Below are 14,670 nucleotides of genomic sequence, written 5' to 3'. Positions count from 1 at the left end.
TTTGCGGTGGGTTTCATTGCGTTATACGTTGCGTCAGCAGTAGGCTGGGGCGCCCGGCGAGTTTCGGCATCGCGTGATAAAATCGCGCCAGTTCAATGACTTGCATGCGAGTGCGTCGCCCGCCGCCGAATGTGTCGAAGCGCGCGCGACCACGCCGCGATCCGCACCGAACCCCTCGCCCGACGATCAACGGTATAAGCGCCCCGCAGCTTCTCAGCTAAAGGCGCGGCCTATACTGCTTTGGGCCGGCAGCAGTGCCGGCTCGCGTCGCGCCGCGTTGCTTGCATGGCGCACCTCGCGCAGCGCGACGCGGCACTCATCATTCACGGAGTTTCACGGTGATCCGCAAAGACGCTAAACGTAGCGCTCTGGTGCTGTTTTCCGGCGGCCAGGATTCCGCCACGTGCCTCGCATGGGCGCTTGAACGATATGACACGGTCGAGACGCTCGGCTTCGATTATGGTCAGCGGCATCGCGTCGAACTCGAATGCCGCGAGGGTTTTCGCAATGCAGTGGCGCGCACGTTTCCCGCATGGGGCGAGCGCCTCGGCGACGATCACATGATCGACCTGTCGGTGCTCGGCGCGATCAGCGAAACGGCAATGACGCGCGAAATCGAAATCGAGGCCACGGCGAGCGGTTTGCCGAACACCTTCGTGCCGGGCCGCAACCTGATGTTCATGACGATCGCCGCGGCCATCGCTTATCGGCGGGGTCTGGAGGTGCTGGTCGGCGGAATGTGCGAGACGGATTTCTCCGGCTACCCCGATTGCCGCGACGACACGATGAAGGCTTTGCAGGTCGCGCTGAACCTCGGCATGGACTCGCGCTTCGCGCTCGAAACGCCGCTGATGTGGCTCGACAAGGCCGACACGTGGCGGCTCGCGCATGAACTGGGCGGCGACGAACTGGTGGAACTGGTGCGCGTCGAGACCCACACCTGCTATGTCGGCGAGCGCGCGGAACTGCATGCATGGGGTTTCGGCTGTGGCGAATGTCCGGCGTGCCGCTTGCGCAAGCGTGGCTATGAAGCGTATCTCGCCGGCGAGAAGGTAACCGAGCCGGCGTGAGAATTCCGCGCAGCGGCGCGGGTTTCGCAATCATTGTTAGGTACACAAGCAATACAAGGTACGAAAGTACCAGCACACGGTACAGGGCGGAAAGCAGCATGACGTACGCGGTCAAGGAAATCTTCTACACGTTGCAAGGCGAGGGCGCGAATGCCGGACGCCCGGCCGTGTTTTGCCGCTTCGCCGGCTGCAATCTGTGGTCGGGTCGCGAGGAAGATCGCGCGGACGCCGTGTGCCGCTTCTGCGACACGGATTTCGTCGGCACCGATGGCGAGAACGGCGGCAAGTACCGCACTGCCGCCGACCTCGTGCAGATGATCGCGTCGCAATGGCCCGAAGGCGAGGGCCAGCGCTTCGTCGTGTGTACCGGCGGCGAGCCGATGCTGCAGATCGACCGGCCGCTCGTCGACGCGCTGCACGCGGCCGGCTTTGAAATCGCCATTGAGACGAACGGCTCGTTGCCGGTGCTCGAGACAATCGACTGGATTTGCGTGAGCCCGAAGGCCGACGCGCCGCTCGTCGTCACGAAGGGCAATGAACTGAAAGTCGTGATTCCGCAGGACAACCAGCGCTTGTCCGACTACGCGAAGCTCGACTTCGACTATTTCCTCGTCCAGCCGATGGACGGCCCGTCGCGCGACATCAACACCAGGCTCGCGATCGACTGGTGCAAACGCCATCCGCAATGGCGCCTGTCGATGCAGACCCACAAGTATCTGAACATTCCCTGATTTGCCGTGCTGACGATTACACGAAAACTCGAATTCGACGCGGGTCACCGCATCCCCGATCACCGCAGCCAGTGCCGTAATCTGCACGGCCATCGCTATGTGCTCGAAATCACGCTGCAAGGCGACCTGGTCGACACCGAAGGCGCGCCCGATCGCGGCATGGTGATGGACTTCGCCGACGTGAAGTCGCTGGCCGTCGAGCATCTCGTCGACAAGTGGGACCACGCGTTCCTCGTCTACGAAGGCGACTCGCAAGTGCGCGGCTTCCTCGAAACCATGGCGGGCCACAAGACGGTCGTGCTCGACCGCATTCCAACCGTGGAAAATCTCGCGGCCGTCGCGTTCGATGTGCTCGCCAACGTCTACGACGCTCACTACGGCGTGAATCTGCGTCTGCATAAGGTGCGCCTGTACGAGACGCCGAACTGCTGGGCCGACGTGGTCCGCGACTAACGCTTCCGAACGCTGCGGCTGCGCGGCCCTGCTGCCGCGTTATTGTCACGGTATGATCGCTCCCACAACCACACGGAGCGAGACATGCCGGTCACAGCATTGCGTCGCAGCAGGCAGAGAGGCCGCCCGCGTCCGGGCCAGGCTTCTCGCCGCATTCATCCGGCAGGCACGCTCGGCGGCTGCCGCTGGCCCATCTGCGGCGGCCTTCACCGTCACGGAGCGCGGCGATGAGCACCTTCACGAATCCCCTCAAGCAACGTCTTAAAGAAGCCGATCCGCTGTTCGGGCTATGGCTGTCGCTCGGCAGCGATGCCGCCGCGGAGGCGCTCGCGCATGCCGGCTTCGACTGGCTGCTGATCGACATGGAACACGCGCCCAACGACAGCGGCGACGTGACCTCGCAATTGCGCGCGATCGCCGCCGCGCATTTGCCGAGCGAACCGGTGGTGCGTCTGCCGGCCAGCGAGGCGTGGCTCGTCAAGCGTGTGATGGATGCCGGCGCGCGCACGCTGATGTTTCCGAACATCGAGTCCGCCGAAGAAGCGGCGCACGCGGTGCGGCTCACGCAATATCCGAGCGCCGAGGCGGTCGATGGTCTGCGCGGCGTCGCCGGAGTGGTCCGAGCCGCGGCCTACGGCATGCGGCGCGACTACGTGCAAACGGCTAACGCGCAGATCGCGACCATCGTGCAGATCGAGTCGGCGCGCGGACTCGACGAAGTGGAAAAGATCGCGGCGACGCCGGGCGTCGATTGCCTGTTCGTCGGCCCCGCTGATCTGGCGGCGAGCCTCGGCCATCTCGGCGATTCGAAGCACGCCGACGTGCAGGCGGCCATGGCGCGCATCGTCAGCGCGGCCGACAAGGCGGGCATCGCAGCCGGCATTTTTTCGATGGACGCCGCGAGCGCAAGGCAGCATCGCGACAGCGGTTTTCGTTTTATCGCTCTGGCCGCCGACGTCATGTGGATGTTGCGCGCAACCCGCCAGGCGTTGCAGGAGGTAAGAGCGTGAAGTGGATGATGCGTGGCGTCGTCGTGCGGCTGGCTGTCGCGGCGGCGCTGACGGCGGGCATGACGGGCATGACGGGCATGGCGGCGCAGGCGCAGGCGCAGGATCGCCTCGCGAAACCGAACGACCCCGAGACGCAAACGGCGGTTGCCGACTACAACGCCGGCAATTTCGCTGCGGCGCTTGCCGAATTCCGCAAGGCCGCCGAGCGCGGCAGCCGCCTCGCGCAGTTCAATTACGCGATGATGCTGCTCAACGGCGAGGGCACGGCGGTCAACGTCGACGAAGGCAAGAAATGGCTGCGCAAGGCGGCGGATGCCAACATGTCGCACGCGCAGTATGTGTACGGCAAGATGTACGATGATGGCGAGTTTGTCGGCCGCGATCCGGTCGAGGCGCACCGCTGGTTTCTCAGGGCCGCGCAGCAGGGACATGTGCAGGCGGAACTGGCGCTCGCCAATCAGTTCCTCGATGGACGCGGCACCGATCGCGACAACAAGCAGGCGTTCGTCTGGTACAAGAAGGCGGCCGAGGGCGGCGACATGACCGCGCAGTACGTGACCGGCTCGTTCTATGAGCGCGGCGGCGACGGTGTGGACAAGAATCTGAACGTGGCGCGAGCGTATTACGCAGCGGCCGCCGCGCAGGGCGATCCGGCGGCGCGCCTGAAGTATCAGCAACTGAGTGCGCAGTTGCGGGATCATAAGGAAGTGAAGCCGCAGTAGGTGCAGTGAGCGCAGTGCATGCGGTCGACGCAGTGAACAAGAAGGGGCGCGCCTTGCGGTGCGCCCCTTCTGTTTTGCAGCGCTTGCGCCTGCGTTCGCGCTCGCGATGCCGGGACGCTAGCTCTGCATCAACCGCTTCTGGCGCGCGACGCTCATGATGAGGCCGATGGCGACGCCGAGCGTCGTCAGCGCGGTGCCGCCGTAACTCATGAACGGCAACGGCACGCCGACCACCGGCAAGATGCCGCTCACCATGCCGATATTGACGAACGCGTAGGTGAAGAACGCCATCGTCAGCGAGCCGGCCAGCAGGCGTCCGAACAACGTCGCGCCGTTTGCCGCGATATACAGCCCGCGCGCGATGAGCAGCATGTAAAGCGTGAGCAGCACGATGCCGCCCGCGAGCCCGAATTCCTCGGAGAACACCGCGAAGATGAAGTCGGTGTGCTTCTCAGGAATGAACTCCAGGTGCGCCTGCGTGCCCTTGAGCCAGCCCTTGCCGAGCGGCCCGCCGGAGCCGATTGCGATCACCGCCTGAATCGTGTGGAAGCCCTTGCCGAGCGGATCGGAAGTCGGATCGAGCAGCGTGCAGATGCGGTGCTTCTGATAGTCGTGCATCAGCGGCCATTGCACGTCGGGCTGACAGATCTTGTCCTGGAATGCCGCGACGGAGCCGACCGCGATCACGCCGGCAATCAGCACCGGCACGATCAGCTTGAAGCTCAGGCCCGCGAAATAGATCACGAATAAGCCGGCCGCGAACACGAGCACCGCAGTGCCGAGGTCAGGCTGCTTGGCGATCAGACCGACTGGCACGGCGAGGATCAGCAGTCCGACCACGAAGTCGTACCAGCGCATCACGCCTTCGCGCCGCTGATAGTACCAGGCGAGCATCAGCGGCGTCGCGATCTTCAGAATCTCCGACGGCTGAATCACCACGCCCACGTTGATCCAGCGCTTCGCGCCCTTGCGCGTGAGGCCGAACAGCGCGACCGCGACGAGTAAGGCAATGCCGAACGTATAGAGCGGGACGGCGAAGCGCATCAGCGTGGTGGGCGGCACATTGGCGAGCGCCCACATCAGCACGAACGTCAGCATGATGTTGCGCAACTGGTCTTCCACGCGGCCGGGCACGTCAAGGCTCGCGCTGTACAAGGTGACGATGCCGACGCACAGCAGCAGAAACACGATCAGTGCAAGCGGGCGATCGAAGCCCGCGAACATCCGCTTGATGCGGTCGAGCCAGGCGCGCTTGTCGAATTGCATGCCTTTCTCCTTATTCGTCGATGCCGCCGGAAACCGGCTGGCGTGGCGGCGCGGGCTCAGTGCCGCTGTCGCGCGATGATTCCCGGGCCGGGTGGGGCGTGGAGCGTGCGGCGGCAGCGGGGGCCGGCTCGCTTGCTGGTCGCGGCTGGCGGGGGGCGGCGGGTTTGCGCTGGGTTGGGGCTTTTGTCGCTGAGGCTGGTGTGGCCGCAGCCGATGTCGCCGATGCCGGCAGATTGCGCGCTGCGCCGGTTTGCGCCGCGAGTGCAGGAGACTTTGATGTCGCTGCGGCCGGAGCTGAAGCGGCAGGCGTTGCTGTTGCCCCAGACGCACCGTTCACCGATGCGCCCTTCGCCGGAACTCCGTTCGCCTGCGCGCCATTCGCCGGCGCACCGTTCACCGACGCACCATTCGCCCCCGACGCGCCGTTCACCGATGCCGCCGCCCCAGACGCACCATTCACGGCCGCACTCGCACTCGCACCCGCCGCCGCAACCCCCGGCATCGGCAACGCCGTATACCCCGCCGCGATCTTCACCGGTTGTGCCGCTTCCTGCGGCGCCGGCGCACCGCCGACTTCCGGCGCGGACGCGTCCTCGGTCGCCGATGCCGCCGCTGCCACGGCCGCCGCCTGCGCGCCCGGCTTGTTCTTGCCGACGAGGTAGTAGTCGAGCACCTTGCGCGCGATCGGACCCGCCGACTCCGCGCCCCAGCCGCCGTTTTCGACGATCAGCGCGAGCGCGATCTTCGGTTGCTCGGCCGGAGCAAAGGCGATGAAAAGCGCGTGGTCGCGCAAATGTTCGGCGATCGCGTGGCCCTTGTAGTTCGCGCCCTGCAGCGAGTAGACCTGCGCCGTGCCGGTCTTGCCCGCCGCCAGGTAAGGCGCGCCGATGAACACCTTCGACGCCGTGCCGTTCGTCACCACGCCTTCCATCGCGCGCTTGATGATGTCGATGTCCGACTGCTTGACGGGAATCTTGTCGCTCGGATCGCGTACGACCGGACGCGTGTCTTTCGTGATCGGATTTTCGATGTCGCGCACGAGGTGCGGTTTCATCACGACACCATTGTTGGCGAGCGTGGCCGTCGCGTGCCCGAGCTGCAGGATCGTGAACGAGTTGTAGCCTTGCCCGATGCCGAGGCTGATCGTCTCGCCTTCGTACCACCTTTGCTGCTCGGGCTTGCGGTACGCCTTGCGCTTCCATTCCGTCGACGGCAGGATGCCGCGCGCCTCGCCCGCGATGTCGATGCCGGTGATCTGGCCGAAGCCCCACGGCTTCATGAAGTTTGCGATGTTGTTCACGCCGAGATCGTGCGCGAGCATGTAGAAGTACGTGTCGTTCGAGACGACGATCGCTCGGTTCATGTCGACCCAGCCCTGACCGGAGCGCACGTCGTTGCGGAAGGTGTGACCGCCGAACGTGTACGAGCCCGGGTCCTGGAAGCCCCAGCCCGGCGTGCGCTTGTGCAGTGTGAGCGCGGCGAGCGCCATGAACGGCTTGTAGGTCGAACCCGGCGGATAGGTGCCGTGCAGCGGCCGGTTCAGCAGCGGATGGTCGGGCGAGTTGTTGAGCTCGTCCCAGGTCTGCTGGTCGATGCCGTCGACGAACGAATTCGGATCGAAGCTCGGCGCCGACACGAACGCGAGCACATCGCCGGTTGCCGGTTCGATCGCGACCAGCGCGCCGCGCCGGCCCGCGAACGCCTGCTCGGCGACCTGTTGCAGGCCGATGTCGAGCGACAGCACGAGATTGTTGCCCGGCGTGGCCTGCGTGCGCGACAGCGTGCGCACGGGCCGGCCGCCCGCGGTGACTTCGACTTCCTCGAAACCGGTCTGCCCGTGCAACTCGGTCTCGTAGCTCTGCTCGACGCCGATCTTGCCGATGTAGTCGGTGCCCTTGTAGTTGTTAGCGTCCAGACGCGGATCGTAGTGCTCGGGATCGCTGTCGTTCTGATCGCTCGCGTCGTCGATGCGCTCCTGGTCGCGCTGCGAAATCCGGCCGATGTAGCCGATCACGTGCGCGGCCGTCGGGCCGAGCGGATATTGGCGGAACAGGCGCGCGCGCACTTCGACGCCGGGAAAGCGGAAGCGTTGCGCGGTGAAGCGCGCGACTTCGTCGTCGGTCAGGCGCGTGCGGATCGGCAGACTCTCGAAGTTCTTCGAGTCTTCCTGCAGCTTCTTGAAGCGGCGGCGGTCGCGGGCGTCGATGGAGACAACCGTGGCCAGATCGTCAATAACCGTTTCGAGCGGCGCGCCGAGCTTGGACGGCGTGATTTCCAGCGTGTAGGCCGAGTAGTTCTTGGCCAGCACCACGCCGTTACGGTCGGTAATGATGCCGCGGTTGGGCACGATCGGCGCGACGGAAATGCGGTTTTCGTCGGCTTGCAGCGAGTACTTGCTGTAGTGCCAGACCTGCAGGAACAGGAAGCGAAAACCGATCAGCCCGAAGCAGACGAACACGAACAGGCCCGCCGCCGCGACGCGCAGGCGGAACTTCGAGAGCTGTTGCTGAGTGTCCTTGAATTCGGTCATGCGATTCTGCAAAAGGCCGGGCGACGGCCATCATGAGTGTGCGCCTGATCCGGGCGAAACCGGAAGGCATGAACGGCAGTGGGCGTCGGGCGGGCAGAAAACATACGTTCCATGGACGGCCGGCGCGCTCGACGCCTGGTTAAATCGGCCGCGTATCGTCGGGGTCGGCGGGCCGGCGCTGCGGCATCAACAGCAGCACGCTCGCGACCGGCCAGAGGGCGGCTTCCACGAAACCGTCGACCAGATAGCCCCAGCCGGGAAATGCCGCGCCCGTCAGCAGACGGATCACGAACGGCACTACTTGCGCGGTCACGAGCAGCGGCATGACCGCAAAAGTCTGCACGCCGAGCGACATCCACAGTACGCGGCGATGGATCGTGATCGCGCCGTACGAGAGCAGCGTGTACGCCAGCGCGTGCTCGCCGAGCAGGCTTGCGTTGTGCACGTCCATCAGCAAGCCGAGGAAGAACGCGATGCCCATGCCGACCTTGCGCGGCTGGTGCACGTTCCAGAACAGCAGCACGAGCGCGACGAAATCGGGCACGCCGATCATGCGGCCCCACGGCATCAGATTCAGCAGAAACGCCGCGGCGAGGCTGAACGCGATGAAGTAGGGATTGACCGGCTGCAGAATGTATTGAGGGCGGTTCATGGCTTTGCCCCGGGCGCGGCTTGCGGCTTCGCTTTTTCGGCGGCGGCGGGTTTCTTCGATGCAGCGGATTTCTGGTCGGCGGTGCCTGGCTTAGCTGCCTGCGCGGCTTGGGCTGGCGTATTGTCCGCGGGCTTGGCCGCGGCGTTTTTGTCCGCGCCGGTTTTTTCCGCCGGTTTCGCGGATTTATCGGCGGCGGCCTTGCCGTCTGCCTTCGCGCCTTTTTTCGCTTTGGCCGCCTCTTTGGCGGCTGCGGCCGGGTCCGGCTCTTCGGCGGGACGCGGCGGCACGTCGTTCACATAATGCAGCACCAGCAACTGACGCGCGCCGCGCACCGGCGCAATCGGCAGGCAGATCACGCGCGCGAAGGCGGTGTCCGCCTGCTTGTCGACGCGCACGACCTTGGCGACCGGCAGCCCCGGCGGATACACACCGTCGAGCCCGCTCGTGACGAGTTCGTCGCCCGTCTGGACGTCGGCGCTGATCGGCACGAAGCGCAGGTCGAGCGTATCGCCCTTAAGCGTGCCGTAAATGACGCTGCGCAAGCCGGTGCGCACGATCTGCACGGGCACGGCCTGATCCTTGTCGGTCAGCAACGTGACTTCGGCCTGCAGCGGGAACACGCGGGTCACCTGACCGATCACGCCGTCTTCGTTCACGACCGGTGAGCCGTTCTGAATGCCTTGCTGCGCGCCACGATTGATGACGACCTTTTGCGTGAACGGATCGCGCGTGTCGTACTGGATTTCAGCGGGCAACGATTGCGTGGTCGCGCGCTGCGACAGTTGCAGCAATGCGCGCAAATGGCCGTTCTCAGCGGAGAGTTCGGCGGCTGTATTGGCCTGCTGCGACAGTTGAAGATTCCTGGTGCGCAGCTTTTCGTTGTCGCTGCGCAAGGTTGCGCTCGTCACGGCCAGATCGGCGGCGCCCATGAAGACGTCGCGTGGCACCAGCGCTGCGCGCTGCAACGGATAGAGACCCACGCCGAGCACGCCGCGAACGATTTCGAGCGTCTTGAAGCGTGCGTCGGAGATCAGCAGGGCGAGCGCCAGCACGACGAAAAACACGAGTCGTGCGAGGGCGGACGGGCCTTGCTTGAACAGAGGCGGCGGACTGTATTCCATGGTCGGCGCCGGGGGCGTAAGCGGTTGGGTGAGGCGGCGGCGCGCTGAAAACGCGGTTCAGCGTACGGACGCTGGGCGGCGCAGCCAACGGCAAACGGGCCCGCAAGGGGCCGTCTGCCAGATCCGCGCTGCTGACATCGAACTCGCTCGCTTACTCGTACGAGAAGATGCTGCCGAGCTTGTCCATGCGCTCGAGCGCCATGCCCGAGCCGCGCACGACGCACGTCAGCGGGTCTTCGGCGACGAGCACCGGCAGGCCGGTTTCTTCGGCGAGCAGGCGGTCCAGATCGCGCAGCAGTGCGCCACCGCCCGTGAGCATCATGCCGCGCTCGGCGATGTCCGCGCCGAGTTCCGGCGGCGTTTGCTCGAGCGCGATCTTCACCGACGACACGATCTGATTCAGCGGATCGGTCAGCGCTTCGAGAATCTCGTTGCTCGAGATGGTGAAGCTGCGCGGAATGCCTTCCGACAGATTGCGGCCCTTCACTTCCATTTCCTTGACTTCGGAGCCGGGGAAGGCCGAACCGATTTCCTTCTTGATGGCTTCGGCGGTTTGCTCGCCGATCAGCATGCCGTAGTTGCGGCGGATGTAGTTGACGATGGCTTCGTCAAACTTGTCGCCGCCTACGCGGACGGAGCCCTTGTACACGATGCCGCCGAGCGAGATCACGCCGACTTCCGTCGTGCCGCCGCCGATGTCGACGACCATCGAGCCGGTGGCTTCCGACACCGGCAGGCCAGCGCCGATTGCCGCGGCCATGGGTTCTTCAATGAGATAGACCTGCGATGCGCCCGCGCCGTGAGCGGCTTCCTTGATCGCGCGGCGCTCGACCTGGGTCGAACCGCACGGCACGCAAATGATGATGCGCGGCGACGGCGAGAACATGCGCGATTCGTGAGCCGTTTTGATGAACTGCTTGATCATCTGCTCGGTCACCGTGAAGTCGGCGATCACGCCGTCTTTCATGGGGCGGATGGCCTCGATGTTGCCCGGCACCTTGCCGAGCATCTGTTTGGCTTCCTTACCGACTGCCTGAATGGTTTTCTTGCCGTTGGGACCGCCTTCCTGGCGGATGGACACCACCGACGGTTCGTCAAGAACGATGCCTTTGCCACGCATGTAGATAAGCGTGTTGGCGGTGCCTAGATCAATCGCCAGATCGTTGGAGAAGTAGCTGCGCAAAAAACCGAACATTCAAAATCCTGTCTCGCTTGGGGCCGGGCCTCGCAACGTTGCGCAGGGCGGCAGCGGAAAAAAATAACAGCTTCAACCTGGCGAAGCGGCGCCACTGGAACTTGAAGCTGCGGGGGAGTCTACCGGAGGCCGATACAAAGCCAGGTCAGAAATATCCGAACTCTCTTTACGAAATGTCCAGAAAGGCCTGGGTAAGTCGGTCCGGGTTTGGGTCGAACGCGTAATGATACCTTATAATTTTGGATGATTTGAAGGAAACGGACGGCACTTTTTGCCGCCGCCGGCCCCTTTTTCGAGGTCTTCCTCCAGCGTCCTAACTCGCTGTCGCAGCGCGCTTTTCCGGCTGCGGCGGTCCGCCACTTTTTCCGGTGACTGCATGGCTTTGACCCTGACCGATGTTAAGCGCATCGCGCATCTCGCGCGGCTCGAACTGGCCGACGCCGACGCCGAACACACGCTTGTCCAGCTCAACGAGTTTTTTGGCCTCGTCGAGCAGATGCAGGCGGTCGACACCACGGGCATCGCACCGCTTGCCCATCCGATCGAGCAGATCGAAGACGTCGCGCTGCGTCTGCGCGACGATGCGGTGACCGAAACGATCGAGCGCGAGGCTTTCCAGCGTCCCGCACCGGCCGTGCAGGACGGTCTGTATCTCGTGCCGAAGGTGATCGAATAACGGCGATATCAGCGCGCGGCGGGCGCGGCGCGGCTTGCGGGCCGCGAGCCACCACCGCGAGCACGGCATGCCGCGCCGAAACAGGCGCGCGCAGCTTCGCTTGTCGCCGGTATGTTCGCCGATATGTTCGTCGACACCTCGGCCCGGTTCGCCGGCCCGCAACCGAACGCTTCCACGGCAGCGCGATCCGCGTTGCCGCGCTTTCCAGGACAACACGCAATGCATGAAAAAAGTTTGACCGAACTGCGCGCCGCGTTGGCCGCCAAGGAATGCTCCGCAGTCGAGCTGGCTCAGCTCTATCTAAAACGCATCGACGCGGCGCGCGGCCTCAATGCGTTCATCCAGGTCGATCCGGATCTCACGCTCGCCCAGGCAAAAGCCGCGGACGCGCTGCTTCACTCGGGCCACGGCGGCCCGCTGACCGGCGTGCCGATCGCGCACAAGGATGTGTTCGTCACCAAAGGCTGGCGCTCCACGGCCGGCTCGAAAATGCTGTCGAACTACGAAAGCCCGTTCGACGCCACCGTGGTCGAGCGTCTGCAGAGCGCCGGCATGGTGTGCGTCGGCAAGACGAACATGGACGAGTTCGCGATGGGCTCGTCGAACGAAAATTCGTATTTTGGCCCCGTCCAGAACCCGTGGGATCGTCAGGCAGTGCCGGGCGGCTCGTCAGGCGGCTCCGCGGCGGCTGTGGCCGCGCGCCTCGCGCCTGCTGCAACCGGCACCGATACCGGCGGCTCGATCCGTCAGCCGGCGTCGTTCTCGGGCATCACCGGCATCAAGCCGACTTACGGCCGCGTCTCGCGCTACGGCATGATCGCGTTCGCGTCGTCGCTGGATCAGGGCGGTCCGATGGCGCAAAGCGCCGCTGACTGTGCAACGCTGCTTAACGCAATGGCCGGTTTTGACCAGCGCGATTCCACGAGCCTCGTGCGCGACGACGAAGACTACACGCGCTATCTCGGTCAGGCATGGAAGCAGGACGGCGCCGGCAAGCCGCTCGACGGCCTGCGCATCGGCTTGCCGAAAGAGTATTTCGGCGCCGGTCTCGCCGACGACGTGCGCGCATCGGTCGACGCCGCACTCAAGCAATACGAAGCGCTCGGCGCCACGCTCGTCGACGTATCGCTGCCGAAGACCGAGCTGTCCATTCCCGTGTACTACGTGATCGCGCCGGCGGAGGCATCGTCGAACCTGTCGCGCTTCGACGGCGTGCGCTTCGGCCATCGCGCCGCGGAATATCGCGATCTGCTCGACATGTACAAGAAGTCGCGTGCCGAAGGCTTCGGGCCCGAAGTGAAGCGTCGCATCATGGTCGGCGCTTACGTGCTTTCCCACGGCTATTACGACGCGTATTACCTGCAAGCGCAGAAAATTCGCCGCATCATCGCGCAGGATTTCCAGGAGGCGTTCAAACAGTGCGACGTCATCATGGGACCGGTCGCACCCTCGGTGGCGTGGGATCTCGGCGCGAAGGGCGACGACCCCGTGCAGATGTATCTCGCCGACATCTACACGCTGTCCGTGAGCCTCGCCGGCTTGCCGGGCATGAGCGTGCCGTGCGGCTTCGGCGCGGGCGCGAATGCACAGCGTCCGGTGGGATTGCAGATCATCGGCAACTATTTCAATGAAGCCCGGATGCTGCAGGTGGCCGACGCGTTCCAGCGCGCGACCGACTGGCACCGCAAGGCACCGGCAGGAGTGTGAGCACCATGACCAAGCAATGGGAAGTCGTGATCGGTCTGGAGACCCACGCGCAGCTGTCCACGCAATCTAAAATTTTCTCCGGCGCCCCCACGCAATTCGGCGCCGCGCCGAACACGCAGGCTTGCCCCGTCGATCTGGCCTTGCCCGGCACCTTGCCGGTGATGAACCGCGGCGCCGTGGAGCGCGCAATCGAGTTCGGTCTTGCTATCGGCGCGACGGTCGCGCCGCGCAGCATCTTCGCGCGTAAAAACTACTTTTACCCCGATCTGCCGAAGGGCTATCAGATCAGCCAGTACGAGATTCCCGTCGTGCAGGGCGGCCAGGTGACGATCCAGGTGCCGGCCAACGAGAAGGCGGGCACGGCGGCCTACACGAAGGTCGTCAATCTGACGCGCGCCCATCTCGAGGAAGACGCTGGCAAGTCGCTGCACGAAGATTTCGCGGGCATGACCGGCATCGACCTGAATCGCGCGGGCACGCCGCTGCTCGAAATCGTCACCGAGCCGGAAATGCGCAGCGCGGCCGAAGCGGTGGCCTACGCCAAGACGCTGCACACGCTCGTCACGTGGCTCGGCATTTGCGACGGCAACATGCAGGAAGGCTCGTTCCGTTGCGACGCGAACGTGTCGGTGCGTCCGGTCGGCCAGGCCGAATTCGGCACGCGTGCTGAGATCAAGAACCTCAACTCGTTCCGCTTCCTCGAAGAAGCGATCCAGTACGAAGTGCGCCGTCAGATCGAACTCATCGAAGACGGCGGCACAGTGGTGCAGGAAACGCGTCTGTACGATCCGGACAAGCGCGAAACGCGCTCGATGCGCAGCAAGGAAGACGCGCACGATTACCGCTATTTCCCCGATCCCGATCTGATGCCGCTCGTGATCGACGCAGCGTGGGTCGAGCGCGTGAAGCGCGACATGCCGGAGCTGCCGGAAACGATCCAGCAGCGTTTCGTGTCGCAATACGGTTTGACGCCGTATGACGCAAACGTGCTCACGTCGAGCAAGGCGACGGCCGCGTATTTCGAAGCGGTCGTCGAGAAGCTCGGCGCGGCCAACGCGAAGGTCGCGGCGAACTGGGTGATGGGCGAGGTGTCGTCGCAACTGAATCGCGAAGGCCTCGACATTGCCGAGTGCCCGGTGTCGTCCGCGCAACTCGCGCTGTTGTTGCAACGTATCGCCGACGGCACCATCTCCAACAAGATCGCGAAGGAAATTTTCCTCGCGATCTGGGAAGAGAAGGCGACCGACGAGGCCGCCGCGGATCGCATCATCGAAGCGAAGGGCCTGAAGCAGATTTCGGATACCGGCGCGCTGGAAGCGATCATCGACGAGGTGCTCGCGGCGAACCAGAAGTCGGTGGAAGAATTCCGCGCGGGCAAGGAGAAGGCGTTCAACGCGCTGATCGGCCAGGCCATGAAGGCGACGAAGGGCAAGGCGAATCCGGCGCAAGTGAACGAACTGCTGAAGAAGAAGCTGGGCTGACGCCTCGTTCGGGCCAGGCTGAAATTTGGCCGACGTGCGGTCGAACGTCTATAGCC

13 protein-coding genes are annotated in these 14,670 nt (G+C 64.5%); 8 read left to right on the top strand and 5 right to left on the bottom strand.

From position 1 onward, the window contains the following. The first annotated feature begins 338 nt into the window (after positions 1 to 338). The 5 genes from queC (at position 339) to C8K18_RS29630 (ending at position 3,986) form a co-directional block, all read left to right on the top strand. Positions 339 to 1,070 carry a 7-cyano-7-deazaguanine synthase QueC gene (queC, locus tag C8K18_RS29650; protein WP_006050542.1) on the top strand — a complete coding sequence of 244 codons (732 nt, stop codon included), beginning with the start codon at positions 339 to 341 and terminating at the stop codon, positions 1,068 to 1,070. 98 nt (positions 1,071 to 1,168) lie between these two features. Then, positions 1,169 to 1,801, top strand: a complete 633-nt coding sequence (gene queE / locus C8K18_RS29645; protein WP_107709130.1) for a 7-carboxy-7-deazaguanine synthase — start codon at positions 1,169 to 1,171, stop codon at positions 1,799 to 1,801. Between the two features lie 9 nt (positions 1,802 to 1,810). After that, positions 1,811 to 2,254: a 6-carboxytetrahydropterin synthase QueD gene (gene queD, locus C8K18_RS29640; protein ID WP_107709344.1), complete on the top strand. Its 444-nt coding sequence runs from the start codon at positions 1,811 to 1,813 to the stop codon at positions 2,252 to 2,254. A gap of 227 nt (positions 2,255 to 2,481) precedes the next feature. Continuing rightward, the gene (locus tag C8K18_RS29635; protein WP_006050539.1) at positions 2,482 to 3,264 is read left to right on the top strand and encodes an HpcH/HpaI aldolase/citrate lyase family protein; all 783 of its coding nucleotides are present in this window, start codon (positions 2,482 to 2,484) and stop codon (positions 3,262 to 3,264) included. A 5-nt stretch (positions 3,265 to 3,269) separates the two neighbouring features. Continuing rightward, on the top strand, positions 3,270 to 3,986 hold the full coding sequence (locus C8K18_RS29630) for a tetratricopeptide repeat protein (protein ID WP_181324934.1): 717 nt from the start codon (positions 3,270 to 3,272) through the stop codon (positions 3,984 to 3,986). A gap of 117 nt (positions 3,987 to 4,103) precedes the next feature. Here C8K18_RS29630 and rodA read toward each other — a convergent pair whose 3' ends face one another. The 5 genes from rodA to C8K18_RS29605 form a co-directional block, all read right to left on the bottom strand. After that, positions 4,104 to 5,252: a rod shape-determining protein RodA gene (gene rodA / locus C8K18_RS29625; protein WP_006050537.1), complete on the bottom strand. Its 1,149-nt coding sequence runs from the start codon at positions 5,250 to 5,252 to the stop codon at positions 4,104 to 4,106. A 10-nt stretch (positions 5,253 to 5,262) separates the two neighbouring features. Next, a complete protein-coding gene (mrdA, locus tag C8K18_RS29620; RefSeq protein ID WP_107709134.1) occupies positions 5,263 to 7,782 on the bottom strand; it encodes a penicillin-binding protein 2 in 2,520 nt (839 codons plus the stop codon). Between the two features lie 139 nt (positions 7,783 to 7,921). Beyond that, complete coding sequence (mreD, locus tag C8K18_RS29615) at positions 7,922 to 8,434, bottom strand: rod shape-determining protein MreD (protein WP_006050535.1); 513 nt, start codon at positions 8,432 to 8,434, stop codon at positions 7,922 to 7,924. Then, complete coding sequence (gene mreC / locus C8K18_RS29610) at positions 8,431 to 9,555, bottom strand: rod shape-determining protein MreC (protein ID WP_107709136.1); 1,125 nt, start codon at positions 9,553 to 9,555, stop codon at positions 8,431 to 8,433. Before mreC ends, mreD begins: the two co-directional genes overlap by 4 nt. A gap of 151 nt (positions 9,556 to 9,706) precedes the next feature. After that, entirely contained in the window at positions 9,707 to 10,750 is a 1,044-nt protein-coding gene (locus C8K18_RS29605; RefSeq protein WP_004189550.1) for a rod shape-determining protein, read from the bottom strand. Positions 10,751 to 11,126: 376 nt separating this feature from the next. On the opposite strand from C8K18_RS29605, the gene gatC reads away from it, so the two are divergent. The 3 genes from gatC to gatB all read left to right on the top strand — a co-directional run bounded on the left by gatC (position 11,127) and on the right by gatB (position 14,614). After that, a complete protein-coding gene (gene gatC / locus C8K18_RS29600; RefSeq protein WP_006050533.1) occupies positions 11,127 to 11,426 on the top strand; it encodes an Asp-tRNA(Asn)/Glu-tRNA(Gln) amidotransferase subunit GatC in 300 nt (99 codons plus the stop codon). A 219-nt stretch (positions 11,427 to 11,645) separates the two neighbouring features. Next, on the top strand, positions 11,646 to 13,133 hold the full coding sequence (gene gatA, locus C8K18_RS29595; protein WP_029969450.1) for an Asp-tRNA(Asn)/Glu-tRNA(Gln) amidotransferase subunit GatA: 1,488 nt from the start codon (positions 11,646 to 11,648) through the stop codon (positions 13,131 to 13,133). A 5-nt stretch (positions 13,134 to 13,138) separates the two neighbouring features. After that, positions 13,139 to 14,614 carry an Asp-tRNA(Asn)/Glu-tRNA(Gln) amidotransferase subunit GatB gene (gatB, locus tag C8K18_RS29590; protein ID WP_107709138.1) on the top strand — a complete coding sequence of 492 codons (1,476 nt, stop codon included), beginning with the start codon at positions 13,139 to 13,141 and terminating at the stop codon, positions 14,612 to 14,614. Positions 14,615 to 14,670: the final 56 nt, after the last annotated feature.

The sequence above is a fragment of the Paraburkholderia sp. GV068 genome, from assembly GCF_003058125.1.
In the GTDB taxonomy this organism is placed as follows: domain Bacteria; phylum Pseudomonadota; class Gammaproteobacteria; order Burkholderiales; family Burkholderiaceae; genus Paraburkholderia; species Paraburkholderia graminis.
The sequence above is the reverse complement of the archived record's forward strand: the minus strand, read 5'-3'. Positions and strand labels throughout refer to the sequence as shown.